Consider the following 23,681-nt stretch of genomic DNA (forward strand, 5'->3'; position numbering starts at 1 on the left):
GGAGGAGTGCCGGTGACGCCGGAGCGTCGGGTACGGGAGAATGCCCCGTCAGGATTCAAAGCAGACTCAGTGTCCTCTGAGGGATCGGCATGAGATACTCGGGCTTGAACACATCTTCGTGCACGCCGAACTGGCCGGTCCCGCGGAAATCGACGGCTACAAACCCGTCAACGATTTGCTTCACCTCCCCGATGCCATAGTACGCCGGACTTGGCCCGTAGTAGACCAGTTGGCCGGTGCCAAATTCCTTGCTTCGCCGCGCGCGCCGGTGGAATGCCGGGACCACGGGTAAAAGCTCAAGGCGATATGGGATCGAAAGGTTGAACATGGTCGGCTGGAACGTTACCCCTCAAAGCAAGGTTCACGCCATCCTTTCGCGACCGATTCGGTCAATGGTCCAGGCGGACCGTCTCACTTTCGAGACCCGCGCCCCCACCCACGCGCGCCCCAAGGGGCACTTTCCATGGTGTACAACGACAAGATTGTCGACAAACAGGTCGGCCGAAATTCGGATCTATTCGCTCAGTCCATTGCGGAGCTGCAATCCAAGGAGGAGCGCTACCCGCACCTGCGCATTCTGGTAAGCATCATCGAGCAGGCTCACCCCGAGTGGAATCACGCGCCCAGCAAGGATCGTCAGGTGTCCAACCTGGTGTTCAAGATGTCCAAGGGCATGTTGGACGTGGATGAGGTGGCTGAGATCGTGCGGCTGCGGGACGCAGAACGCGGCTGGGGTCCGCTGCCGGACAAGGAGGAAGACGAGAGCGGCAATCAGGACGGCGAGAACGCCGATGAGGACTCCGGAGAGGAAGAGTAAGCCCGCGACGAGAGTCAGCGACCCTGGAGCCCCACGCGTCCGGGATTCTGCTTGACAAACTGCGACCAACTGGAGTAGCGCGCTCCCTGGCTTTTCTCTCCGCGATGGGCGTGACAGAGTGAGACGGCGAGCGCGTCGGAGGCGTCCATGCCCATCTCCTTCGATTCGTCCGTCACCCGGAGCATGGCGCGCACCATGTACCAGACCTGCTCCTTGGTGGCGGCGCCATTGCCCGTCACGGACTTCTTCACCTCTTTTGGGGTGTACTCGATCACCGGTATCTCCCGGCTCAAAGCGGCAAGCATGGCGGAAGCCTGAGCACGCCCCAGCTTCAGCATGGACTGCGCATTCTTGCCGTAGACCGGCATTTCGATGGCGCAGACGTCCGGCAGGCAGCGGTCAATCACCGCCAGCAGGCGATCGTGAATCTGCTTCAGGCGTAGCTGATGGCTGTCGGTGCCGGCGAGACTGAGCACGCCGTACTCGATCATTTCCTCCTGGCCGCCGACAACCTTGATCACCCCGTAGCCGGTGACGCGTGATCCGGGGTCGACGCCGAGAATGATCATCTAGCCGAGCGCCTCGACGAGCTCGTCGTCGAATTCAAGCGTCGAGTACACTGCCTGTACGTCCTGGTGCTCCTCAATCTTCTCGAGCAGGGCGGCCACTTTCTGGGCCTCGCCCATCTCGAGCTGCTTCGTCATGGTCGGGATGCGCTGCAGGCTGGCTTCCTCGGGGGTGATACCGGCCTCGTCCAGCGCAGACTGCACGGCGCCGAATGACTCAACCGGTGTAGTGACCACAAACTGGTCCTCATCTCCGGTGAGGTCCTCGGCCCCCGCTTCCGCGACCAGTTCGAACAGCTCCAGCTCGTCCAGACCTTCCGACTTGATCTCGAAAATGCCCTTCCGGTCAAACAGGAAGGCCACCGAGCCCGAGTTACCCAGACTCCCGCCGGCCTTCGAAAACATGGCGCGCAGGTCAGCCACAGTGCGGTTGGTATTGTCGGTCAGCGTCTCCACGAAGACGGCGATTCCATTGGGCGCGTACCCCTCATACGCCACCTCCTCGTAGTCGGCCCCCTGAATCTCACCCGTGCCGCGCTTGATGGCCCGGGTGATGTTGTCCTTGGGCATGTTCTCCTGTTTGGCCTTCTCGACGGCCAACGCAAGGCGCGCATTCATCCCGGGATCGCCGCCACCTTCTCGTGCGGCGACCATGATGTCGCGCGTAATGCGTGCCCAGACTTTGGAGCGCCGCGCGTCAGTGACGGCTTTCTGACGCTTGATCTTTGACCATTTATTGTGGCCTGCCATACCCCGGATCGCTGTTGAGACGCCCGAAGAACCCCCGAGCCGCGTTCGGGTTGCTGGTGATCGCTGGACAGCGGTGCGCGGGAGTGCTTTATTGCTCCATCCCCTGACTCCCCCATGCTTCACGACGACATCCACTGGATGACGCACGCGATCGAGCTCGCCCGACGAGGCGGGCGCGACGTGCGACCGAACCCCCAGGTGGGGTGCGTCGTGGTCGGCTCAGTCGGAGAGGTGCTCGGAGTCGGCTGGCATCAGCAGTTCGGCGGTCCGCACGCGGAAGTCAACGCACTCGAGGGGTTGACCGGGATGGACCTGAGCCAGGCTACCGCGTACGTCAATCTGGAGCCCTGCAGCTATCACGGCAAAACGCCGCCCTGCGCCGACCTGTTGATTGCTGCGGGCGTGGGCACGGTGGTCATCGGGTGTCTGGACCCCAACCCGCGCGTGTCCGGAGACGGCATGCAGCGGCTGCAGCAGGCCGGCATCGCGGTGCGGCCGGGTGTGATGGAAGTTGAGGCCCGCGCCCTCAACGCCGGATTCTTGACGCGCATGACCCTGGGCCGTCCGCACGTGACGTTGAAGCTTGCCCAGTCGCTCGACGGTTTCGTGGCCCCCCGCGCCGGCTCATCGCAGTGGATTACGGGCGATGCGGCCCGGAAGCGGGTTCACGGGATGCGTGCTGAGGTGGACGCAGTCATCACGGGCAGCGGGACCGTGGTGGAGGATGATCCCAGCCTCACCGTGCGCCACATCGAGGGCCCCAACCCGCTGCGCCTGGTGTTCGACGCAAAACGACGCATACCGGCCAATGCCAGAGTCCTTACGGACGGCGGCCCGACCCAGGTCGTCTCGGGCCCCGTGGACGCCTCGGGCCGCATCGACCTCCGAGCGGCTCTTGAGGGCCTGCCTGAGGAGGTGCTGTACGTGCTCGTGGAGTCGGGCCCAACCCTGGCCTCAGCCTTCCTGGCCGCCGGTCTCGTGGATACACTGCACATGTTCACAGCGCCCCTGCTGCTGGGCGGCGGGAAACCCTCGTTTCTTGATCCGGCTCGCGAAACGCTGGAGCACGCCCTGCGTGCGAAGGACGTCCACTACGAGCAAGTGGGCGCAGACATGTTGACTACCATCGTATTCAGACACCCGTAGTGTTTACAGGAATTGTGGAGACCGTAGGACGGGTTGCTGCGGTTACCCCTCAGGGCGGCGGCGTGCGGCTGCGGATCGATACACCATTTGCCGGCGAGCTGCGTGTGGATGAGTCCGTCTGCGTGTCTGGTGCCTGTCAGACCGTGGTGGCGCAAGACGCGACGTCTTTCGAGGTCGTTGCCGTGGAAGAGACGCTGGCCAAGACGAATCTGGCCAGTCTCAAGGCCGGGTCCCCGGTGAATCTGGAGCGCGCACTCAAAATGGGCGGCCGGCTGGACGGCCATTTGGTCCAGGGACACGTCGACACGACTGGAACCGTGACCGACGTCCAGCAACTGGAGACGTCCTGGCTGTGCAGCGTGCAGTTTGACGATGCGTTCGGGCCCTACGTGATTCCCGTCGGCAGCATTTGTCTGGACGGAATCAGCCTGACCGTGGCTCGCCTGGAGGGTAGCCGGCTCACGGTAGCCGTGATCCCGCACACCTGGGAGAACACGACCATTTCCAACTGGAAACCCGGCAGCACCGTGAACATGGAGTTCGACATGGTCGGCAAGTACGTGGTGCGCTTTCTGGAGCAGCAGAAGTCGCCGCCCACGCCGGGGATGACTGCGAGTTGGCTACGGGAGCAGGGGTTTTAGCGCGTTCGCAGGCCGGTAGAGTCGATCACCCAGAGCTGGCCGCTCGGATCGAATCGGGTCATTCTCTCTGAGGCAAAGCTGCACATCCGGCGCAGCCGCCTCAGACTCTGCCTCCCAGCACGTAGGACGATGGTGCCCGGCGTTTCGTGAGGTGGATACCGACGGATATCGGCAAAGTCCAAATCCAGGGTAACCAAAACGCGGCCTTCCGCTCGGCAAACCACGGAGAGTGTGCGATCCTTTATTCCTTCCAGTCCCTGGTCATGCACCGTTCGGGCATCGTGACCCTGCTCCCTGAAGATGGCTTTCGCGCTTGCTGGAAGATTCTCGTCCAGTTTCAGCTTCAGGAGTGCCATGTAACCACCCGCTCAGAGGCCAACTCGGCGGCAAAGGATAGCGCCGCACGAATCGTTTCAGCGCTCAACGAGGGGTACTCTGCAAGGATGGTTTCCTGAGTGTGACCCTCCGCCAGTAGGTCAAGGACCACCGTGGTCGGAATACGTGTGCCTCGAAAGTGTGCTTTTCCGTGGCAAATGTCGGGATCGACGGTGATGTGCTCTCGCCAGTCCATCCCACGGTGAACGAGTTCCTGCATGCTTGTTCCGATGAATGGTTCACCCTATAGAGTCCCTTCCCTGACAATTTGTCACAACTCCCCGAACCCGCACCCCGGACCGGAGTTGGTATCGGCTGACTTGACTATGCCGATGCAGAATCTGCTGACTGACATTCCCGTGCTCGGGGAGACCGAGGATCTGGACGCGCCGAAGATGGCGGGATCCGAGACGGCCGGGCACAAGGCCGTCTACCTGGAGACCTACGGCTGCCAGATGAACGTCTCCGATTCGGAGATCGTCGCGGCTGTGCTGCGCGAGGCCGGGTTTGGCCTTACTCATGACGAGAGCCAGGCCGATATCGTACTCCTGAACACCTGCGCCATCAGGGAGAACGCAGAGCAAAAGGTGAGACGCCGCCTGGACACGCTGCGCGCAGACAAGCGGCGCAACCGGCCGGACCTCAAGCTGGGCGTGCTGGGGTGCATGGCTGAGCGACTCCGCCACAAGCTGCTCGAGCAGGAGAAGCTGGTCGATCTGGTCGTCGGCCCCGACGCCTACCGCGACATTCCGCGACTCCTGGACGAGTCCGCCGAAAGTGGACAGGCTGCCGTGAACGTGCAGCTTTCGCGGGAAGAGACCTACGCCGACATCGCCCCGGTGCGCTACGACACAAATGGCGTGAGCGCTTTTGTGAGCATCATGCGCGGGTGCGACAACATGTGCGCGTTCTGCGTCGTGCCGTTCACGCGGGGCCGTGAGCGCAGCCGGCCGGTCTCCAGCATCCTGGGAGAGTGCCGCGAGCTTGTCGACGCAGGGTACCGGGAGGTCACCGTACTGGGTCAGAACGTGAACTCCTACCGCTACGACGACAACGGCGCGGCCGTCAGTTTTGCGGAGCTGCTCTACCGGATCAGCCTTATCAGTCCGGATCTGCGCATCCGCTACTCGACGAGTCATCCCAAGGACTGCTCGGACGAGCTCTTGCACGTGCACGCAGAGCGGGCCAACGTCTGCAACTACATCCACCTGCCAGTCCAGCACGGCAATACGCACACGCTGCAGCGCATGCGGCGCACCTACTCCCGCGAGCAGTACCTGGACCTTGTGGATCGCGCCCGCAGCATCGTACCCGGAATCAGCCTCTCCACGGACATCATCGCCGGTTTCTGCGGCGAAACCGAGGAAGAGCATCGGGACACCCTGAGTCTCATGGAGGCGGTGCGTTACGACCACGCCTACATGTTCATGTACTCAGAGCGCCCGGACACTTACGCGGCTCGCAAGTACACGGACGATGTGCCCGAGGATGTCAAGAAGCGTCGCCTGAACGAGATCATCGCGCTGCAATCCCGCATCAGTGCCGAGAACAATCAGGCCGATGTCGGCACCGAGCATGTGGTTCTGGTAGAAGGCACGAGCCGTCGCAGCGAGGATCAGCTCCGCGGCCGCACGGATACCAACAAGATGGTGGTGTTCGACCGCGTGCCCGGCATTGGCAAGGGGGACTATCTCTCGGTCGTCGTGGATGATTGCACCTCCGCCACCCTGATCGGAAGAGCCCTGGTGACCGCCTGATGGATCGCGCCAGTCTTCAGGAACGATTCGGCATCATCGGTCGCTCTGACGCGGTCCGGCAGGTGCTCGACCGCGTGCGTCAGGTCGCACGCACCGACATCACCGTCCTGATCCAGGGCGAGAGTGGTGTGGGCAAGGAGCTGATTGCGCAGGCCCTGCACCAGCTTTCGGAACGCCGCCACAAAACGCTTCAGATTGTCAACTGTGGCGCGATCCCGGAGGGCCTGATCGAGTCCGAGTTGTTCGGTGCCGAAAAGGGAGCGTACACGGGCGCCGTTGAGCGTCGCACCGGTTACTTCGAGGAGGCCAACGGGGGCACCATTTTCCTGGACGAGATCGGCGAAATGCCGCTGACGGCCCAGGTACGCCTACTTCGCGTGCTGGAGAATGGTGAGTTCTCCAGGGTCGGCTCGTCCAAGGTGATCAAGACGGACGTACGCGTCATTGCCGCGACCAACAAGGACCTCGGCCGGGAAGTCTCGGCGGGTCGTTTTCGCGAGGACCTCTACTACCGCCTCTCAACAGTCATCATCCGGGTACCCCCGCTCAGGGAGCGCAAAGAGGACATCGTCCAGCTGTTCGAGCACTTCCAGCACAGGTTTGCCCAGCAGTACAACACGGGCACACTTCGGCTGAGCAAAGATGCGCGCAGTCTGCTACTGCGCTATCGCTGGCCGGGCAACATCCGGGAGCTGCGCAATGTGGCAGAGCAGAGCGCGGTGCTGTTGGACGGCGATACCATTCAGGCCGGTGACCTGCGAGGATTCCTGCGTGGAGTTTCGGCGGGCGATGAGGATGCGGGCTTCCTTCCCGTCGTCTCCGGAGACCGGCGCAGGGAGGAGACGGACCGGGAGCGCGAACTGATCTACCGGGCGCTCCTGGAACTGCGCATGGAGATGCGTGGGATGAAGGACCAACTTGCTGCGCTCATGGCCACGTTGCGGGGCGGGGCCGCACCCGCCGCGATGGTGCTGCACCGGGACACAGTGCGAGAGGAAATCAGGGAACTGGTAGAGGACGCAGCCTTCGAAATCGAGTCAGATGGTGATCTGCAGCACAACGGCGGGTTTGAGACTGCCGACGGGGACACGCCCCTGCCGTCGCTGGAGGATGCCGAGCGCCGCCTGATCATGGAAGCGTTGGAACGCTTCGAGGGGAATCGTCGGCAGACCGCTCAGGCTCTCGGTATCTCCGAACGCACGCTGTATCGCAAGATCAAGGAGTTCGAGGACGCTGATGCGAGCGCATAGCCTTCCACGCTCCGCGCTCCTGATGGTCGTCGTTTCCTTGATGCCTGTCTCCTGCTGGTACTACAGTTTCAGCGGCGCCACCATTCCGTCCCACCTGTCGACCATCGCGATTCCGCTGGCCGAGGACAACTCCATCTCGACGGTGAATGGACTGGACGAGCGCATTACCACGCTGTTGGTGGACCGCTTTGTCGGCCAGACCCGACTGAGTCTCGAGCCGGTCGCGCAGGAGGCCGACGCCGTTCTCACCGTCAGCATCGACGCCTACCAGAACCAGCCCACCTCTGTGGCCGGCAACGAGCGCGCAACGCGCAACCGTGTAAGTCTGACGCTGAACGTGCTGTATGTCGATGCCACCCGCAACGAGGAAATCCTCGCGCGCACGTTTTCCTCGTTTGAAGAGTACGACCCACTGAATCCGTCCGACGAGGAGGAAGCGGCCATCGCTGCCCTGGAGAAAATTGCGGACGACGTTTTCACGGCGGCCACCTCCAACTGGTAGTGGCCACGCTCTACGCCATCGCACTGGCCGTGGTCACCCTCTACGGCCTAAATCACTTCTGGCTGTCATGGCGGTGGGCTAAAACCCGCGCGCTTGTCCCGGGGCCCGTGCCGGATCCGGCGGCGACCCTTGCGGGCGATGGGCCCGTGCCCATGGTCACCGTGCAGATACCCTTGTACAACGAATCGCTGGTTGCCGATAGGGTCATTGCCGCGTGTGCACGTCTGGACTGGCCGCGGGATCGTCTCGAGATCCAGGTCCTGGATGACTCCACGGACGAGACGACGGGCGTCGTGGCTCGGGCGGTTCGCTTCTGGCGTGCCCAGGGCATGCAAATGGTGCATCTGCACCGCACGCATCGGAATGGCTTCAAGGCCGGTGCCCTGGCCGCAGGGCTGCGCTCGGCCCGCGGCGGCTTCATCGCAATGTTCGACGCCGACTTCGTGCCGCCTCGCGATTTTCTGCGGCGCATGATGCCGCGCTTCTCGGACCCCCAGGTGGGCTTTGTGCAGGCCCGATGGGCGCATCTCAACGATTCCAACAGCCTGCTGACGCGCATGCAGAGTGTGGGACTCGATGCGCACTTTGCGCTGGAGCAGGAGGCGCGCGCCCGTTCGGGATATCCGGCCGGATTCAACGGCACGGCCGGAATCTGGCGACTGGCGTGCATCGAGGACGCAGGCGGCTGGAGTGCAGACACGCTTACCGAAGATCTGGATTTGAGCTACCGAGCTCAGCTTCGAGGCTGGCGCATGGCCTTCCTGCCGGAGCTTGCGGTGCCTGCAGAGTTGCCGGTCGAGATGGGTGGCTTTCGGGCGCAGCAGCATCGCTGGACCAAGGGCGCGATGCAGACAGCAATGAAGCTGGTGCGCCGAGTCCGCAAGGGCGGCTCCGGGGTAGGTTTCCGCACCCAGGGCACCCTGCATCTGACCGCTACGCTGGGTTTCCCGTTTATGCTGGTGGTCGCGCTGCTGCATGCGCCGGTTTCGCTGCGCAAGGCGGCGGGTGCCGGTCCAAGCGAGGCGTTCTTTGCGCTCCTGACACTTGGAATCGCAGGTTTCGCCGGCTTCTTCCTGGCCCATCTCCTCGCCCAGCGCTCGTTGTATGGAGACTGGGCGCGCCGGCTGGTTCGTTTCCCCCTGTTCCTTGCGGCTTCCATTGGCATGTCGCTCTCCAACACCATCGCGGTGGCGGAGGCGCTCCTTGGTCGCAGGTCACCTTTCGTGCGCACACCCAAGTTCAACAGCCTCGACAACGCATCAAGCCCCTGGTGGCGATCGGCGTACGCCGTTGCCCGTCTGGGTCCTGTGAGCTTCGCCGAAGTCATGCTCGCGGTCTACCTGACCGTTGGTCTGTTCCTACTGGTCTGGGTGGGCGCCTGGGCTTCGGTGCCCTTCCAGCTGTTGTTCGTCGCGGGCACGTGGATGGTCGTGGGCCTGACACTGCGCGACGCCGGTCTCGTGGGGAAATTCCTGCGCGCCTGACTATTTTGCCCCGATAAAAGCACAGCGCATGCCCCGACCCGACCTGAAGACACTGAGCGATCGGCTTGCCGCCGGAGACGGCGAGGCCGTCGTGGCCGAGTTGTCGGAGGCCATCAAATCCGAACCGGGACATGTGGCGTGCCTGGTAGTCCTTGCGCGTGGGCTGGAGACCATCGGAGATCCCGTACGGGCATTGCGGGCGTGGCGGGCTGCATACAGTCTGTGTCCCGACAGTCCAACCGTGCGCGACGAACTGCGCCGACTGTCGGCCTCGGTCGCCGTGGCAGCCGCCCGCGAGGTCAGAGCTCGGCGCGCCGTGTCGTCGGAAGAGCCTTCATTTCCGGAAGACCAGCCGGACCAGGAACTGGATGAGCTGATCAAGGAGCTGGAGGAGGCCCGGATTGTACCGGACCCACAGGTGAAGCCGGTAGAGTCCACCCGGCTCGAATCAGACGTGGATGACGTGGCCTCCGAAACGCTGGCCCGGATCTACGCGAACCAGAAGTTTTACGAGGAGGCCGCCCAGGTGTACGAGAAGCTGGCCAACCAACAGGTCGATCGCCGAGACGAGTTCCTGGAGAAGGCCGCCGAGGTTCGCCAGCAGGCCTCTTGAATCGCTGGGCCACTCTGTTCCAGGACGGGCCCCGCACGGTGGCAGGTGTCATGTCAGGCACCTCGCTGGACGGAATCGACGTAGCAGTGATGCGGCTGGAGGGCCACGGCCGGGAGTTACGCTGGGAGCTGCTTCAGACCGCATCGCACGCATTTGAACCTGCCTTGCGGGATGAACTGCTGGCTGCCGCCGAAGACGCGCAGTACCCTGTGGACAGCTTCTGCAGGCTGGGGCCCCGGTTGGCCAGGGCGTACGCCGAGGCGCTTGCCGACACGGAGGCGGAGCTGATCGGGTGCCACGGCCAGACCCTGCGTCACCAGCCGGATCCCGCGCAGTTTGCCGGTGCTCAGGTAAGCGCCACGCTACAGGTCGTGGACGGTGCCGCGCTTTCTGTGCACGCCGGCGTGCCGGTAGTCACCGGATTTCGGGAGGGCGATGTGGCGCTGGGCGGGCAGGGCGCTCCGCTGGTACCCTACGTGGACTGGATTCTTTTCGGGCACGACACGGAGCAGCGGGTCGCCCTGAACCTGGGTGGTATCGCGAACGTCACCTGGTTGCCGGCCGGCGGTGCTGCGACGGACATTCTCGCCTTCGACACGGGTCCGGCAAACATGTTGATCGATGCGGTCGCGCAAGAGGCACTCGGCGTGCCGTTTGACGATGCGGGGGCCGCCGCCTCTCGGGGTCGTGTATTGCCGGAAGCTCTCGAACGGGCCCTGGGTCATCCTTTCTTTGCGCGACGGCCGCCCAAGTCCGCCGGGCGTCAGTCGGGCGATGCGGGGTTCGGACGAGGGTTCGCGGACAGATTTGTTCAGGCATGTGGTGATGCTACGCCGGAGGACATGCTGGCAACGGCCGTGGAGGTGACCGTGGTCTCCCTGTCTCGCGCCATGCGCAGTTTTCTTCCCAGCGAGCCGCATCGCATCATTGCCTCGGGCGGCGGGACGCGCAACGCGTTTCTGATGGCGCGGCTCGCCGACCGATTGCCAGGCGTTACTACATCGCACGAATTCGGCGTGGATGCGCACTTCAAGGAGGCCATGGCCTTCGCCATTCTGGCACACGAGGCCGTGGGAGGCGTTGCCACGGGCCTGCCGAGCGTCACGGGAGCGTCCCGTGCAGCGGTGCTCGGCTCTATTTCCTGGCCTTGATATGTCTGATCAGTTCACGCCGGTTGCCCACGTGGGCGAGTTCGGTCTCATCTATCGCATGGGGCAGCAGTTGGGTCTGCCCACCTCCCCGGACCTGATTACGGGCATCGGGGACGATGCCGCCGTGTATCGAGTCTCCGACCAGATGAGCCATGTCGTCACGACGGATGCCCTGGTGGAGGGGGTGCACTTTGACCGCGGTTTTGCTCCGCTCAGTCACCTGGGTCGCAAGGCGATCGCGGTGAACGTGTCGGACGTGGTGGCGATGAATGCCCGCCCGCGGTTTGCGACGGTAGCCATTGGCATGCCGCGAAACCTCTCGGTCGAGATGGTCGAGACGCTCTACGCCGGCATGGCCGCCGCCTGCGAGGAGTACGGTCTGGAGATCATCGGCGGGGACACGACCGCAGCCCCGCAGCTAACGCTTTCGATCACGGTGATCGGAGAAGCCCGCACCGAGGACGTGATCTTCCGCCGCGGCGCAAATCCCGGAGATCTGCTCTGTGTCTCGGGCGATGTGGGGGCTGCCTTTGCGGGCCTTCAGGTGTTGCTCGACCAGCGACGGGAAATGAAGGAACTGGGCTCGCAGTTTGAGCCGAACATCGAGGCCTGGCGCTACGTCATCGCCCGACAGCTCACGCCGAGGGCCCGCATGGACGCCCAGCAGGCGCTGCGCTCGGCTGGAATCCGGCCTCGCGCGCTGATCGACGTGTCGGACGGTGTGGCGAGCGAGGTGCACCACCTGTGCGCGGCCAGTCAGTGCGGGGCCATTGTGGATGCGACGGCGCTGCCGGTGCACCCGGAGACCCGGACTGCGGCAGCAGAGCGCATGGCGGATCTGGACACCTTTGCCCTGTTCGGCGGCGAGGACTACGAACTGCTGTTCGCCATTGAACCGGAGCACTTCGATCGCCTGGATCAGGAGCTATTCTCTGTGATCGGGGAGTTCGTGCCCCTTGAGGAAGGGGTCTCAGTCCGGGGAGAGGACGGGCATGCCATTCCGCTCAATGCGAGCGGGTATGATCATTTTGAGCCCGGCGGAGACGGCGCCGCGGGCTGACGTCTACCTCGGCTGCGTCAGATGGTGGGCCAAGTCTTCCAGGACGATATCCATCCAGAGGGCCCAGCCGTGGGGAGAATGATCCACCGGCAATTCCCGGTGCTTGAGCCCGGTCGCCCGACCGGTTAGCGCGGTCGCCAGCGCACGCCCGTCGGCGCGCAGACTCGGGGTGTCGAATCGAGAGGGATACACGGCGAATCGGGCGGGTATGGCCGCCAGCGTTTCTATCCGGGTGACAATCGGCAATGGGGAGAGCGCCGGGGACACGAGTGCGCCGTAGGAGAAGACATCGGGGTGGCCTACCACAAGATCCAGCGCAGCCAGGGCACCGCGAGAAGCTCCCAGGATCGCACGGCGCTCCGGGGTGCCGCCGGTTGAATACCGACGCTCCACTTCAGGAATCAGTTCGTTCAGGAACATCCTTCGGTAGGACTCCGCGGTCCCGTACTCCAGACCCCGATTGACCGGATCGATCAGCACCGTTACAACGGGAGGCATGCGTCCCATGGCCGTCATGATGCGAATCAGGTTGACTATTCCCACCTGGTCGCGAAATGTGCTGCCGTCATGTACGTACAGGGTAGGCAGCGGCGGACCGTCCTTGTGATACGCCTCCGGGAGGTAGACCGACACGCTTCGGGTATTCCCGCGCTCAGCACTCGTGAACACGAAGCTCTTAACCTCTGGCGAGGGCTTGCCCGCCACCGAGGGCGTGCTGCTGCCGGTAACCACGCTACGCAAGGTCCCGAAGGTGGTGGCTTCCGCCTCATTGAGAGGATCTCGCCTTGCACCCCCGCTTGTGCGAATCAGGTATTCGAAGCGCGCATCATTTACAACCGGGGTGCGGAGATAGAACCAGTCGGTCCCCTCAAGCGGCTGCATACGCCCGTCGTCGAAAGGCGGTGCAGCGGCATAGCCGCCGTCGTTAAAGTCGCCGACAACGTGCGGCGGGTCATCGGGAGCACCTCGTGCAAGAAAGATCCATTCATCTGACGCCAGGAGCGGCGTGCCGCCTGCATCGACGACCCATCGCTCGATTGAGACCGACGAATTGGCGTCCCTCAACTGCGAAAGCAAATCGTCGGCGCCCTGTCCCGCAGCGCGCTCTGACACAACGCACGACAACACGAGGCCAGCAACCGCGATCCTAGCTGCTCGAGCGTCCGGTCGGGCTACCAGTCGTGCGAACATTCCTCGGGATCGTGCGACCAGGCCGCAAGCCATGCACGGCGTGCTTCCTGCCGGGCTATCGCGTCTTCTCCGGAACCGATCGGCGAGCCGGGGGGCGTTGTCGTGCGTGCGGGCTGCTCAGTCGGTGTGTACTCACGCGCCAGGTACCGCTCGATCTGTGCGAGCGTGTGGCCCCGATGGGCGGTCTCCTCGTATCCGCGACCGTCGTTCTCGACCAGCCAATCGGCGAGGTCCTGCAAGTGGCTCCAGACCCGACTCCGCACGCCAGGTGCGGCCCGCTGGTTGGAGGCGGCCTCAATGAGCGCATCCGTCCAGACCGTGCGCACGATGCGCTGCAGCTCTGCCTCATAAGAATCCCCGCTTGTGCGCCCGTCCCAGACAAGGTTCGAAATGGCAGCGAGCACATCGCTCAAACCCGGAAGGTCCGCGTCTGCGTCGGCCTGATACATCAGGCGCGTCATGCGTTCGGGCGCCAGGATCTGATCGATGACCATGTTGGCGACCACCTCCGCCGGCACGTAGGGATCAAACAGGGGTGCGGCGTAGCTGTCGAAGAGCTCGCGGTTGTTGCCGTATCCGGGCACGCGCGGAGGAATCCGGTTGCGCACCGAGGCCGGAACAGACAGGTCATCCGGCGTCAGGGCCTCGAGCAGCGCAGCCAGGGCAGCTTCCTGCTGGCCGGCCGGGATGGGAGTGGGCAGCTCCCTGGTGTCGCCGCGAAGGGCGTACGTGTAGGCCGCGCCGCCGAGCATCTTTGCTGCCGCATCGATCTGGAAACGGTGGTGCAGATACAGCGGGACCAGCACCTCATGCATGGTGGTCAGAGGCTCACCTTGCCGGATGGTGGAAACGCCGAACTGTTCGAGGCCCTTTCTGCGAACCTCCAGCGCATGGCGGAGCGCGTCGGTCGGGTTGTTGCCGTTATCCCAGAGGTTTGAGGCCGGGTTAGCCGCCCCCCTTGGTCGCGCATCGGAATCGGTGATGTACCGCAGTCCCCGGTTGTAGGCACTCTGCAGGATGTCGTCCAGGGCCGCCTTCTCGTCCACACCCTCGGGGAAATCGGAGTAGCCGTACAGAATGGTGACGATGTCCCATTCCCCGATATCGGTGTCGTAGGCGTTGTCGAAGCTGAGGTTACCCTCCTCGTCGATTTCCACCAGGGGCGCCGGGTAGTCCATGACCGAAGCCCTGTTGTTCATGGAGCTCGAGAAGTTGTGCGAGATACCCAGCGTATGGCCCACCTCATGCGCGGAAAGCTGGCGGATGCGGGCAAGGGCCACATCCAGCATGGGGTCGGGGTTCGCGGGAATGCTGTCGGCGACGTAGGGTGCCATCAGGCCTTCCATCAGCAGGTAGTCCTGACGCACGCGCAAGCTGCCGAGCAGGACATGGCCCTTGATGATCTCGCCGGTGCGGGGGTCGGTTACGCTGGACCCGTAGCTCCACCCGCGGGTCGAGCGGTGCACCCAGTTGATCATGTTGTATCGAACGTCCAGGGGATCCGCGTCGTCCGGCAGGATCTCCACGCGATAGGCGTCGATATAGCCCGCAGCCTCAAAGGCCTGATTCCACCAGCGGGCGCCGTCCAGGAGCGCGCTACGCACCGGCTCCGGAGTGCCGTTATCCAGATAGTAGACGATGGGCTCGACGGGCTCGGAACGCTCGGCGGTGGGGTCCTTCTTCTCCAGCCTGTGGCGGCGGATGAACCGCTTGGTCATGTCGTCGCCGATGGGCGTCGCGTAGTCCATGTAGGAGAGCGCGCCGTATCCAGATCGAGGGTCGAACTCGCGGGGCTGGTAGCCGTCATCCGGAAGGCGGATGAACGAGTGCCGAATGTTGAGCGTGACCGCGTTCGGATCCGCTGCGACCGAGCGGACCCACCCACCCGGACGGTCCGAGACGAATGTGATGCGGCCTTCCATTTCGGTGTTGTCCGGGAAGGACTTCTGCACCTCCGGATTGGGCGCAGAGCGGCCGCCGTCGATGCGGAACGTGCCCTGATTCGAACCCCTGAGACGGTTGACTACCCCATGGGCGTCGTGCAGAATGAAGTCCGTCGCGTCCACCAGGAAGCGATTGTCCGTGCGCGCGGCAACTGGGAATGACCAGACCACGCCCTCAGCGAAGGCCTCATCGACCGAGGCCCGTTCCAGCGCGTTGTCGGAGATGGCCCGGTAGCGCAGGTTGGGCGTGACCAGCAGGAGTTTGCGACCCACACGCTCGAATCGCACCACCTGACTGCCGCCAAGCTGATTGCGGTCCAGCCCCACATCGTTCGAACCCAGGCCACGGGCCAGCGCGACGCCGTAGAGGAAGTCCGCGTCGAGGGTGTCTACTTCCAGCCAGACTTTGCCCTGGTCGTCGTCCCAGTAGAGATCAAAGAAGCCCGGTCGATGATCCAGGTTTTCAGTCTTGGACTCGATGGTGGGCAGGTCCTGGGCGGCGACGGGCGCAGCCACGAGGAGGGAGAGCAGGAGGAGGGAAGCGAGGCGCATGTGACCGGGTGTTCAGCTGTCGGAAGAATATGAACGACCGCGGCCGAATTCCGCTCTGGAGCGACTAGGAGATCAGGAGTCTGCAGACTCGGACGACCGGTACCTCCCGATTGTCGATGATGTAAAAGAGGTCATCGGAGTCTTTCCAACTGACCGATACCGGCGGGGCTACCGATGGGCCGGCGGGCACGTCTTCCATCACAACGTCGTTCGCCTCGAGGACTCCCTCCCGTTTGCGCCGCCGAACAGGAACAGGTCGCCGGTCGGCACAGGCGGGGCGTATACGATGTCCCCGCCAGCAGAGATGTCAAAGCTGCCCGGCGCAAAGCTGCTCAAGACATCAGCGAGCGACCCGGAGCCGAGCACCGTGTCCCATCGCCCAAGAACACGCGTTTTCGAGCCCATTGGGGCGTCGTAGAAGTGAAATAGTGCGTTGCTGTCGGCGTTTACCACGCCTCGACCTTCCACAACACCCGGGAGTTTGTACAGAAACACGAGCTCCCCTTCCGGGGAGGCCCGCACGCGTCTCGGATAGACCATGTCTCGCACGTCCATGGGCTCGTCCCAAATCACGAGTCCCTCCGCCGAGAACATGCTTACCCGTTTGTTCGAACCGTCCGCCACCAGGAGGCCATCTCCCAACAGGCTCATGGCCGTCAGGTCCCGGAACTCGCCAGGGCCGACGCCGCGGCTCCCGATTGTCCGCAGATAGGTGCCGTCGCGAGAAAACGCCTTGATACCAAAAATGGACCTGTCCGCGATGTAGATGGGGCCGTCTGCCATGGCGGCGACCTGCCAGGGCACGCCGAGCAGGTATTCTGTCGGCAGACTTTCATCGGCGCCCAGCACGAGCACCTCCTCCAGCGTGACCTCATGCTGCCTTTCAGGACCCCACGGGGCACCGAGTAACACCGCGACCGTCGTGACGAGGCCCATCAGGGCTGAGAAGGCTCTCATTGGGGCTGGGGCGGAAGGTCCGTCGGGAGAATTGGCGCAGTGGCAGAATACCCTCTGCCGCGTTGCCCCTCCTCCGAGTAGCTCCGCTACGCGTCGTCGCGGCGCCTTGCGCCCGGCATTCCAACGACGCAGAATGAGGCACCGGCGTTTATTCAACGGGCCTTAACGATCTGGGACGAATGTTCACCGTTGATCGACGCCCACCCCCGAGGCGCATCGTAATATTTGCGTCTTCCCCGTTCTAAAGCGAATTCCCATTTCGATGGAAGCAGTAGCCACCGCCACCGGCGAAGTTGTACAGATTGTCGGCCCTGTGGTCGATGCGCAGTTCCCGGCCGACTCCGTGCCGGAGATTCTGGACGCCCTCACGATTGACCGTGAGGACGGCTCCACGCTGGTGCTTGAAGTGCAGCAGCACCTTGGCGAGAACCGTGTGCGCACGGTGGCCATGGACTCGACCGATGGACTGACCCGCGGCACGACCGTGGTCAATACCGGTCAGGCCATCTCCATGCCGACCGGCCCCGAGGTACGAGGCCGTCTGTTCAACGTGGTGGGTCGCGCCATCGACGGGCTGCCGCAGCCCGCATCGGAAGGCGATCGCCCGATCCATGCCGACCCGCCGGGCTACGACGAGCTGGCTACGTCGGTCGAGATGCTCGAGACGGGTATCAAGGTGATTGACCTGCTCCAGCCCTACGCACGTGGTGGCAAGATTGGTCTCTTCGGTGGTGCCGGTGTCGGCAAGACCGTGACGATCATGGAGCTCATCAACAACATCGCCAAGGCCCACGAGGGTCTGTCGGTATTTGCCGGCGTCGGCGAGCGTACGCGTGAGGGCAACGACCTCATGCGCGAGATGCTCGAGGCCGGTGTGATGGACTACGGCGAGGCCTTCCGGCACTCCATGGAGGAGGGCGGCTGGGACCTCGACAAAGTCGACATGGACAAGGTCAAGGATTCGAACATCGCCCTGGTGTTCGGGCAGATGAACGAGCCGCCTGGGGCCCGTGCCCGTGTGGCACTGTCCGGCCTGACCATTGCCGAGTACTTCCGCGATCTGGGTGGTCGTGACGTGCTGCTCTTCGTCGACAACATCTTCCGGTTCACGCAGGCCGGTTCCGAGGTGTCCGCCCTTCTGGGACGTATGCCTTCGGCCGTGGGTTACCAGCCCACGCTCGCCACCGAGATGGGTGCCCTGCAGGAGCGCATCACCTCCACCAAGAAGGGCTCGATCACGTCCGTGCAGGCCATCTATGTGCCGGCTGACGACCTTACCGACCCGGCACCGGCCACCACGTTTGCCCACCTCGACGCCACGACGGTGCTGTCGCGCCAGATCGCGTCCCTGGGTCTGTACCCGGCCATTGACCCGCTGGACTCCACGTCCCGGATCCTGGACCCGCGCGTCATCGGCGACGACCACTACGACACGGCCATGGCCGTGAAGCAGCTGCTGCAGCGCTACAAGGAACTGCAAGACATCATCGCCATCCTCGGCATGGACGAACTGTCCGACGAAGACAAGCTGGTTGTGGGCCGTGCGCGTCGTGCGCAGCGCTATATGTCGCAGCCGTTCTTCGTCGCGGAGCAGTTCACGGGCACGCCGGGTGCGTACGTCAAGATTGACGACACCATCCGCGGCTTCAAGATGATCCTCTCGGGTGAGCTGGATCACCTGCCGGAGCGCGCGTTCGCCTACAAAGGCGCCATCGAGGAAGTCATCGAGGCCGGCGAGAAAATGCTCGCTGACGAGAAGTAGTCATGGCAGACGCTCTGCAGGTAGAAATCGTCTCGCCGGCAGGCAGCGTCTTTCGGGGCGCTGTTTCCGGCATCATCGCCCCGGGCGTTGAGGGCTCCTTTGAGGTTCTCAAGGACCATGCTCCGATGATCGCGGCCTTTGAGGTCGGCACGCTGAAGGTCAAGAACCAGAAGGGCGAGAGCTTTGAGTTCGTGACTTCTGGCGGTTTCGTCGAAGTGCTCAACAATCGTGTCACGGTTCTGGCCGAGTCGGCCGAGCCCGTCGGCGCGATCGATGTCGAGCGCGCCAAGGCGGCCGAGGAGCGGGCGCTGGAGCGCCTGGCCGAGTCCGGCTCCACAGAAGAGAAAGAGAAGGCTGCTGCAGACCTGGAGCGGGCAAGAAACAGGCTGCGGGCAGCGATGGGCTCGGTTTAGTCCTGCCTGCTGAGAATATGAAGGCCGGGCGTCCGATGGGCGTCCGGCCTTTTCTTTGAGCGGGACGCTCGGCGACCTGAGTGAGAACCTGCGTGTTTGCGGTAGCGGCACCCAGTAGCGTAATTGACCGGGCAATGCCCCCCGGTCTAGTAGGAGCTACCCTTTCCCGCTACCGCATTGAGGAAGAGCTCGGTCGCGGGGGCATGGGCGTGGTATACCGGGCCGTGGACACGCAGTTGGGTCGGTCCGTCGCGCTCAAGGTTCTCACGAAACCCGACGATCCGGAACGCCGCGAGCGTTTCCTCAGGGAGGCCAGATCGGGTGCAAGTCTGACCCACACAAACCTTGGTCGCATCTACGATGTCGGCCGCGCCTCGACGGAAGATGGCGCCGAGGAAATTGACTTCATCGCGATGGAGTTGATCGAAGGTGAGACTCTGAAGGCGAGGCTTGAGCGGGGCACGCTCTCGACCGACGAGGCCGTTGGCGTGGCGATGGACGTGGCCCGCGGTTTGGCCGCGATTCATGCCTCGGGGATGATCCATCGGGACATCAAGCCGTCCAACCTGATGCTTCTTCCGGACGGCTCCGCGAAGGTCCTGGACTTCGGGTTGATGCGGATTGTTGACGGGGTCGATCACACCAGAACCGGGGTTATGGTGGGCACGGTGGCGTACTTCAGCCCTGAGCAGGCGCGCGGCGAGGCACCTGATCATCGAAGTGACCTGTTCAGTCTTGGCGTCGTGATCTACGAAATGCTGACGGGGAAGCGGGCCTTCGCGTCGGCCTACGATCAGGCGGTGGTGTATCACATTCTGCATGAGGAGCCGCCGAGCCTTCATGACTTGCGCCCGGACCTGCCACATGCTGTGGTCGAGGTGGTGGAACGCCTGCTGCGCAAGTCTGCTGATGACCGCCACCAGTCGGCGGAGGCGGTGATTCGGGGGCTGGAAGCGGCGGTTGGAGGTCGAAGTGTCGCCGCCGCACCGGAGGCACCGGTTGCGAATCCAAGGGACACCCGTGCGGGAGTCACAAAGGTGGTGGCCCTGATTGTGGTCGTCGCGCTTACTGCCGTTGCATACGGACTGGCCACGAGAGAAGGGCAGACACCCGAGCCGGACTTGCCCTCGTATCGACCGATCGTGCTGGAAGCCATGGATCAGGCGCAGAATCTGAGGTTGTCCGGCGACCACCGATACCTGGCGTTTTCCGGGGCGGACACTTCCGGGCGAGCTGGATTGTTTGTGTACGATGCGGCGACGGGCGACAGGCACGGGGTGCACGACGGCGTGGTGTCGGATCCTGCAGACTTCTCGCCGAGCGGAACGCGCATCGCCTATGCCCCAGCCCAACAGGGCGTTTGGGTTGCCGATGCACTGGGTGGCAACCGCAGGCAGGTCGACCCGTCCGGCCGGCATCCTGTCTGGCTTGACGAGACGACACTACTGTACATGCGAGACCAGTGGGTGGGCCCTTCGACTCCAGGTCAGCACGGCCTCTGGAAGACCGAACTCGACACGGGAGAGAGTGCGCGACTGATCGCGGTCCCGGACTCCTCGATGTTTCGATATGTGCCCGGTGGAAAACTGGGAGACACAGGTCTCGCCTATGGACACGTCGAGCGGGTCAGATACCTCATCAGCGACTCGACGCACCTCTTCTTTCTGGATCCGATGTCGAAGGTGCTGACTCTTGGCGAGTCCGGGATCGCCCATCCCCGCATTGTCGGAAATCGCATCGTCTTTGAGACTGAAGTGGATGCCTCGGTGCGCACAGCCCTTCTGGATCTCCGTCGTGGGCGACTAATGGGTTCGTCCGAGGAGGTTGCCCGACCTGCACTGGGTTCGCTGGGTGGTGCGGCATGGAGCGTTAGCGCTCAGGGGGCCTTGTTGCTGGGTCCGACACGAATTCGAGAGCGTCGACCGACTCGCTTGTTCGAGGTGTTTCCCGGAGACAGCGTGAGGACCGTGCCGGTGCAGGCCGAATTCGGTCTCAGGGACGTCCCCTTTGATCTGCCTGCCGTCTCGCAAGACGGGCGCCGATTGGCATTCCAGGTGTCGAGCGCGATGGGTGAAGCCCCGAAGGTTCTGGTACTCGATCTCCGACTGGGGCTGATCACGATGGTTGGCGACAACCATGTTCATCCTCGTTGGACCCCCGAAGGAGGTGTGATGATGACGGCCCGTGCCAGCGGGACGTCGGTAGTCTGGGGCGACGGCGGTCTCATCGCAACAGCCCATCCTCCACTTGCCGCGCCATCCCCCGACGGGCGGTTTGTCGCCTACCAGGCCACCGCAGAGCCGGCAGAATCCGGAGACGCGTTCCCACGCATGAGCCGGGTTGTCTTGGCCATCAGAGACCTCGCTTCCGGCAGGGAGATGAACTTCCAACGGGTCGACAGCCGGCTTCAACGCTTCTGGCAGTTCTCGCCCGATTCGAGATTTGTTGCCTGGACGGTTTTTGAACGGGAGCAAACGCGAATCTGGGTGGCTTCCACCGACGGCAGCTTCCTGCAGCCGCTTCCGCTTGCTTCGGTCAACTTCCCGCATTGGGGGGCAGACGGGTATCTGTATTACTACCACGCCTCCGAGTCCGGGGAGCAGATCATGCGGCTCCCCGTAGCGACGGAGCCCGGATTCAGGGTGCTGGGAGTCCCTGAAGACGTCGCATGGGGAGAAGGTGGGCTCAGATTGGCCACGGACCCGTCAGGAAGCCGACTGTTCGTGAGCGGGCGCAGGCTTGAGCTTGGCCCGCCTCCATCGAAGGACGGCGAGCAAGCGCTGCTCGTTGAGGACTGGATTCAGTCCAGAGGGTCCTGAGCGTTCTTAGGACGGAGTCCTGGACCAGCGGCGCAAGTGGATCCTGCCAAAAAAATCGCAGCGGCGTGACCTGATCGTCTTGGGAATGTCGTGATAGGGGTGAGGGGCCCGGACTCGTTTCCAGGTCCTCCCCGAGTTCCGACTAGGAAGACGCATCAGCCTGTAGCCCCATTCGGGCTGACCTTCCTGCAGGTCCGGCGCCATCGGCGTCGGACCTGTGTTTTATGATCCCTGCCCGAGCAGGCTCGGAAGCAATTCCAGCCCGGCTAGTCGCTTCTCTTTCTCCTTTACGAGCATGCGGCTGACGGCCGATTGGAGCTCGCGGGGCACGCTCGCAGGCAACGAATCGGGATTCTCCTCAAGGATGGCCCTGGCCACTTCGTGCGCCGCGACCTCACCAAACGGCCTCGTTCCTGCCAACATCTCGAACGCAACGACACCGAGAGACCATATGTCGGTCCGCCAATCCACCGACTGAGCCCGGAGTTGCTCCGGACTCATGTAGGCCGCGGTGCCCAGGACTGTGCCCGTGGCGGTGAGCCTGCTCGCATCCATGAGTCTCGCCAACCCGAAATCCAGAATGATCGGCCCCGTCGGAGTGAGCATGATATTCCCAGGCTTGACATCTCTGTGCACGATGCCAACCTGATGCGCAGCAAGCAGGCCCTCCGCGCAAACCATCAGAACTTCGATGGCCTCTGCGAGGGGAAGTGGGCCCCGACGCAACCGCTCCCGCAGGGTTTCTCCGCCGTAAAGCGGCATAACCACAAACAGAGACCCATCCTCTGTCAGGCCTGTTTCGAGCACCTTGCAGAGTGCGGGGTGTTGGAGGCGAGAGGTGACGCCGGCCTCTCGCTCAAAGCGAGCCCGGGTGTTCGCGTCACCGGCCAGATGTGGCGGTTGCACCTTGATCGCGACCGCATCGCCCGTTCCTGAACGCGCCCGGAGAACGACGCCCATCCCACCTTCTGCAATGATCGACTCGGTTTCGTATCCCTCGTAGCGTTTCTGCAGTAGAGAGTCGTTGATGAGGGAGACGCTGTCCAGAGCGCCGTGGACCTGATCCAGAAAGTCCGGACCCTGCTCGTGATAGCGCAGCAATGACGCGAGTTCGTCGCGGAGTGCCTGATCTCCCCGGCAGGCCTCGTCAAGAAATGCGGCGCGACCTGATGCCGGCAGAGAGAGGGCGTCCCCGAAGAGCTGTTTGAGCAACGAGGGTCTCACCGCGGATGGTCGCGGTGCGGGTCGCCCTCTGAGAGCTCCCTTCGCAGCCAGGCCTGAGCCAGGGTCCAATCGCGCTTGACGGTGCTCTCGGAGAGTCCGGTTGCTGTGGCGATGTCGGGGATCGTCATCTCACCGAAGAACCGACACTCCACGATGAGTGCGGCACGCGGATCTTCCCGGGCAAGGCACTCCAGGGCTTCGTGCAGGTCCAGAAGCCCCTGGGCCTTTTCCTCCATCGGAACCGAGACGCCTCCGCGCGCAACCAATTCCTCCAGCGACAAGCGAGGCACGTCGCCACCGCGTTTTTCGGCTCTGCGCCTCCTGGCATGGTCCGTCAATATGTGTCGCATGGCTTTGGCGGCGACGGCCATAAAGTGGGCTCTGGACTCCCACGAGGCCTCTTGTCGACCGGCCAACTTCAGATACGCCTCGTGTACCAGCGCCGTTGTATTCAGGGTCAGGTCACCCTGCCATTTCTTCCGCTGGAAGCCTGCCTGGCGATGCAGTTCGTCATACACGAGCCGGTACAGCTCGTCAATGCGAGAGCGGTCTCCCTGACGGGTCGCCTCGAGCAGGTCGGCAATTAACTGATCGTTTTCGGTGCCCACGGGTGGGGGGGAGGGCTTCCCGAAAGGAACAGTACCGGCGAGGCAGGACGCAAGTCGGGCGGGATCCAGGGTCTCCGGCGAACACAGCCAACGAGCCATT

23 protein-coding genes are annotated in these 23,681 nt (G+C 63.5%); 13 read left to right on the top strand and 10 right to left on the bottom strand.

All coding sequences use genetic code 11. The features are described 5' to 3' along the window. Positions 1-55 precede the first annotated feature (55 nt). On the bottom strand, positions 56-328 hold the full coding sequence (locus tag JJ896_04995; GenBank protein ID MBO6778989.1) for a hypothetical protein: 273 nt from the start codon (positions 326-328) through the stop codon (positions 56-58). Between the two features lie 135 nt (positions 329-463). Here JJ896_04995 and JJ896_05000 point away from each other — a divergent pair, with 135 nt between their 5' ends. Next, on the top strand, positions 464-817 hold the full coding sequence (locus JJ896_05000; protein MBO6778990.1) for a hypothetical protein: 354 nt from the start codon (positions 464-466) through the stop codon (positions 815-817). A gap of 14 nt (positions 818-831) precedes the next feature. On the opposite strand, the gene ruvC is transcribed toward JJ896_05000, so the two are convergent. Beyond that, the gene (ruvC, locus tag JJ896_05005; GenBank protein ID MBO6778991.1) at positions 832-1,386 is read right to left on the bottom strand and encodes a crossover junction endodeoxyribonuclease RuvC; all 555 of its coding nucleotides are present in this window, start codon (positions 1,384-1,386) and stop codon (positions 832-834) included. After that, positions 1,387-2,133: a YebC/PmpR family DNA-binding transcriptional regulator gene (locus JJ896_05010; GenBank protein ID MBO6778992.1), complete on the bottom strand. Its 747-nt coding sequence runs from the start codon at positions 2,131-2,133 to the stop codon at positions 1,387-1,389. Between the two features lie 114 nt (positions 2,134-2,247). Here JJ896_05010 and ribD point away from each other — a divergent pair, with 114 nt between their 5' ends. Further along, positions 2,248-3,279, top strand: a complete 1,032-nt coding sequence (gene ribD, locus JJ896_05015; protein ID MBO6778993.1) for a bifunctional diaminohydroxyphosphoribosylaminopyrimidine deaminase/5-amino-6-(5-phosphoribosylamino)uracil reductase RibD — start codon at positions 2,248-2,250, stop codon at positions 3,277-3,279. After that, positions 3,279-3,920 carry a riboflavin synthase gene (locus JJ896_05020; GenBank protein MBO6778994.1) on the top strand — a complete coding sequence of 214 codons (642 nt, stop codon included), beginning with the start codon at positions 3,279-3,281 and terminating at the stop codon, positions 3,918-3,920. The genes ribD and JJ896_05020 overlap by 1 nt, the downstream gene beginning before the upstream one ends. On the opposite strand, the gene JJ896_05025 is transcribed toward JJ896_05020, so the two are convergent. Next, a complete protein-coding gene (locus tag JJ896_05025) occupies positions 3,917-4,276 on the bottom strand; it encodes a DUF5615 family PIN-like protein (GenBank protein MBO6778995.1) in 360 nt (119 codons plus the stop codon). The genes JJ896_05020 and JJ896_05025 overlap by 4 nt on opposite strands. After that, complete coding sequence (locus JJ896_05030; protein MBO6778996.1) at positions 4,264-4,515, bottom strand: DUF433 domain-containing protein; 252 nt, start codon at positions 4,513-4,515, stop codon at positions 4,264-4,266. The genes JJ896_05025 and JJ896_05030 overlap by 13 nt, the downstream gene beginning before the upstream one ends. Positions 4,516-4,690: 175 nt before the next feature. Here JJ896_05030 and miaB point away from each other — a divergent pair, with 175 nt between their 5' ends. Genes miaB through thiL form a run of 7 tightly spaced genes read left to right on the top strand, consistent with a single transcriptional unit; the run spans position 4,691 to position 12,112 of the window. Beyond that, positions 4,691-6,052: a tRNA (N6-isopentenyl adenosine(37)-C2)-methylthiotransferase MiaB gene (gene miaB / locus JJ896_05035; GenBank protein MBO6778997.1), complete on the top strand. Its 1,362-nt coding sequence runs from the start codon at positions 4,691-4,693 to the stop codon at positions 6,050-6,052. Beyond that, a complete protein-coding gene (locus JJ896_05040) occupies positions 6,052-7,302 on the top strand; it encodes a sigma-54-dependent Fis family transcriptional regulator (protein MBO6778998.1) in 1,251 nt (416 codons plus the stop codon). Before miaB ends, JJ896_05040 begins: the two co-directional genes overlap by 1 nt. A 22-nt stretch (positions 7,303-7,324) precedes the next feature. Then, on the top strand, positions 7,325-7,804 hold the full coding sequence (locus JJ896_05045) for an LptE family protein (GenBank protein MBO6778999.1): 480 nt from the start codon (positions 7,325-7,327) through the stop codon (positions 7,802-7,804). Beyond that, complete coding sequence (locus JJ896_05050; protein ID MBO6779000.1) at positions 7,804-9,288, top strand: glycosyltransferase; 1,485 nt, start codon at positions 7,804-7,806, stop codon at positions 9,286-9,288. Before JJ896_05045 ends, JJ896_05050 begins: the two co-directional genes overlap by 1 nt. 28 nt (positions 9,289-9,316) lie before the next feature. After that, on the top strand, positions 9,317-9,901 hold the full coding sequence (locus JJ896_05055; protein ID MBO6779001.1) for a hypothetical protein: 585 nt from the start codon (positions 9,317-9,319) through the stop codon (positions 9,899-9,901). Positions 9,902-9,951: 50 nt separating this feature from the next. Then, complete coding sequence (locus JJ896_05060; GenBank protein ID MBO6779002.1) at positions 9,952-11,052, top strand: anhydro-N-acetylmuramic acid kinase; 1,101 nt, start codon at positions 9,952-9,954, stop codon at positions 11,050-11,052. Between the two features lies 1 nt (position 11,053). After that, on the top strand, positions 11,054-12,112 hold the full coding sequence (thiL, locus tag JJ896_05065) for a thiamine-phosphate kinase (GenBank protein MBO6779003.1): 1,059 nt from the start codon (positions 11,054-11,056) through the stop codon (positions 12,110-12,112). Positions 12,113-12,115: 3 nt separating this feature from the next. Here thiL and JJ896_05070 read toward each other — a convergent pair whose 3' ends face one another. The 3 genes from JJ896_05070 to JJ896_05080 all read right to left on the bottom strand — a co-directional run bounded on the left by JJ896_05070 (position 12,116) and on the right by JJ896_05080 (position 16,755). Continuing rightward, the gene (locus JJ896_05070) at positions 12,116-13,240 is read right to left on the bottom strand and encodes a hypothetical protein (GenBank protein MBO6779004.1); all 1,125 of its coding nucleotides are present in this window, start codon (positions 13,238-13,240) and stop codon (positions 12,116-12,118) included. A gap of 44 nt (positions 13,241-13,284) precedes the next feature. After that, complete coding sequence (locus JJ896_05075; GenBank protein MBO6779005.1) at positions 13,285-15,798, bottom strand: zinc-dependent metalloprotease; 2,514 nt, start codon at positions 15,796-15,798, stop codon at positions 13,285-13,287. A 198-nt stretch (positions 15,799-15,996) separates the two neighbouring features. Next, positions 15,997-16,755, bottom strand: a complete 759-nt coding sequence (locus JJ896_05080) for a hypothetical protein (GenBank protein ID MBO6779006.1) — start codon at positions 16,753-16,755, stop codon at positions 15,997-15,999. Between the two features lie 262 nt (positions 16,756-17,017). Here JJ896_05080 and atpD point away from each other — a divergent pair, with 262 nt between their 5' ends. The 3 genes from atpD (at position 17,018) to JJ896_05095 (ending at position 21,749) form a co-directional block, all read left to right on the top strand. After that, the gene (atpD, locus tag JJ896_05085) at positions 17,018-18,517 is read left to right on the top strand and encodes a F0F1 ATP synthase subunit beta (protein ID MBO6779007.1); all 1,500 of its coding nucleotides are present in this window, start codon (positions 17,018-17,020) and stop codon (positions 18,515-18,517) included. Positions 18,518-18,519: 2 nt separating this feature from the next. After that, entirely contained in the window at positions 18,520-18,930 is a 411-nt protein-coding gene (locus tag JJ896_05090) for a F0F1 ATP synthase subunit epsilon (GenBank protein MBO6779008.1), read from the top strand. 134 nt (positions 18,931-19,064) lie between these two features. Next, positions 19,065-21,749 (top strand): serine/threonine-protein kinase, encoded by a 2,685-nt coding sequence (locus tag JJ896_05095; protein MBO6779009.1) that lies wholly within the window; start codon positions 19,065-19,067, stop codon positions 21,747-21,749. 222 nt (positions 21,750-21,971) lie between these two features. On the opposite strand, the gene JJ896_05100 is transcribed toward JJ896_05095, so the two are convergent. Both JJ896_05100 and JJ896_05105 read right to left on the bottom strand, forming a co-directional pair. Continuing rightward, on the bottom strand, positions 21,972-22,973 hold the full coding sequence (locus JJ896_05100) for a serine/threonine protein kinase (GenBank protein ID MBO6779010.1): 1,002 nt from the start codon (positions 22,971-22,973) through the stop codon (positions 21,972-21,974). Further along, positions 22,970-23,581 carry a sigma-70 family RNA polymerase sigma factor gene (locus JJ896_05105; GenBank protein MBO6779011.1) on the bottom strand — a complete coding sequence of 204 codons (612 nt, stop codon included), beginning with the start codon at positions 23,579-23,581 and terminating at the stop codon, positions 22,970-22,972. The genes JJ896_05100 and JJ896_05105 overlap by 4 nt, the downstream gene beginning before the upstream one ends. Positions 23,582-23,681 lie beyond the last annotated feature (100 nt).

Source organism: Rhodothermales bacterium (genome assembly GCA_017643395.1).
Classification (GTDB): domain Bacteria; phylum Bacteroidota; class Rhodothermia; order Rhodothermales; family UBA10348; genus JABDJZ01.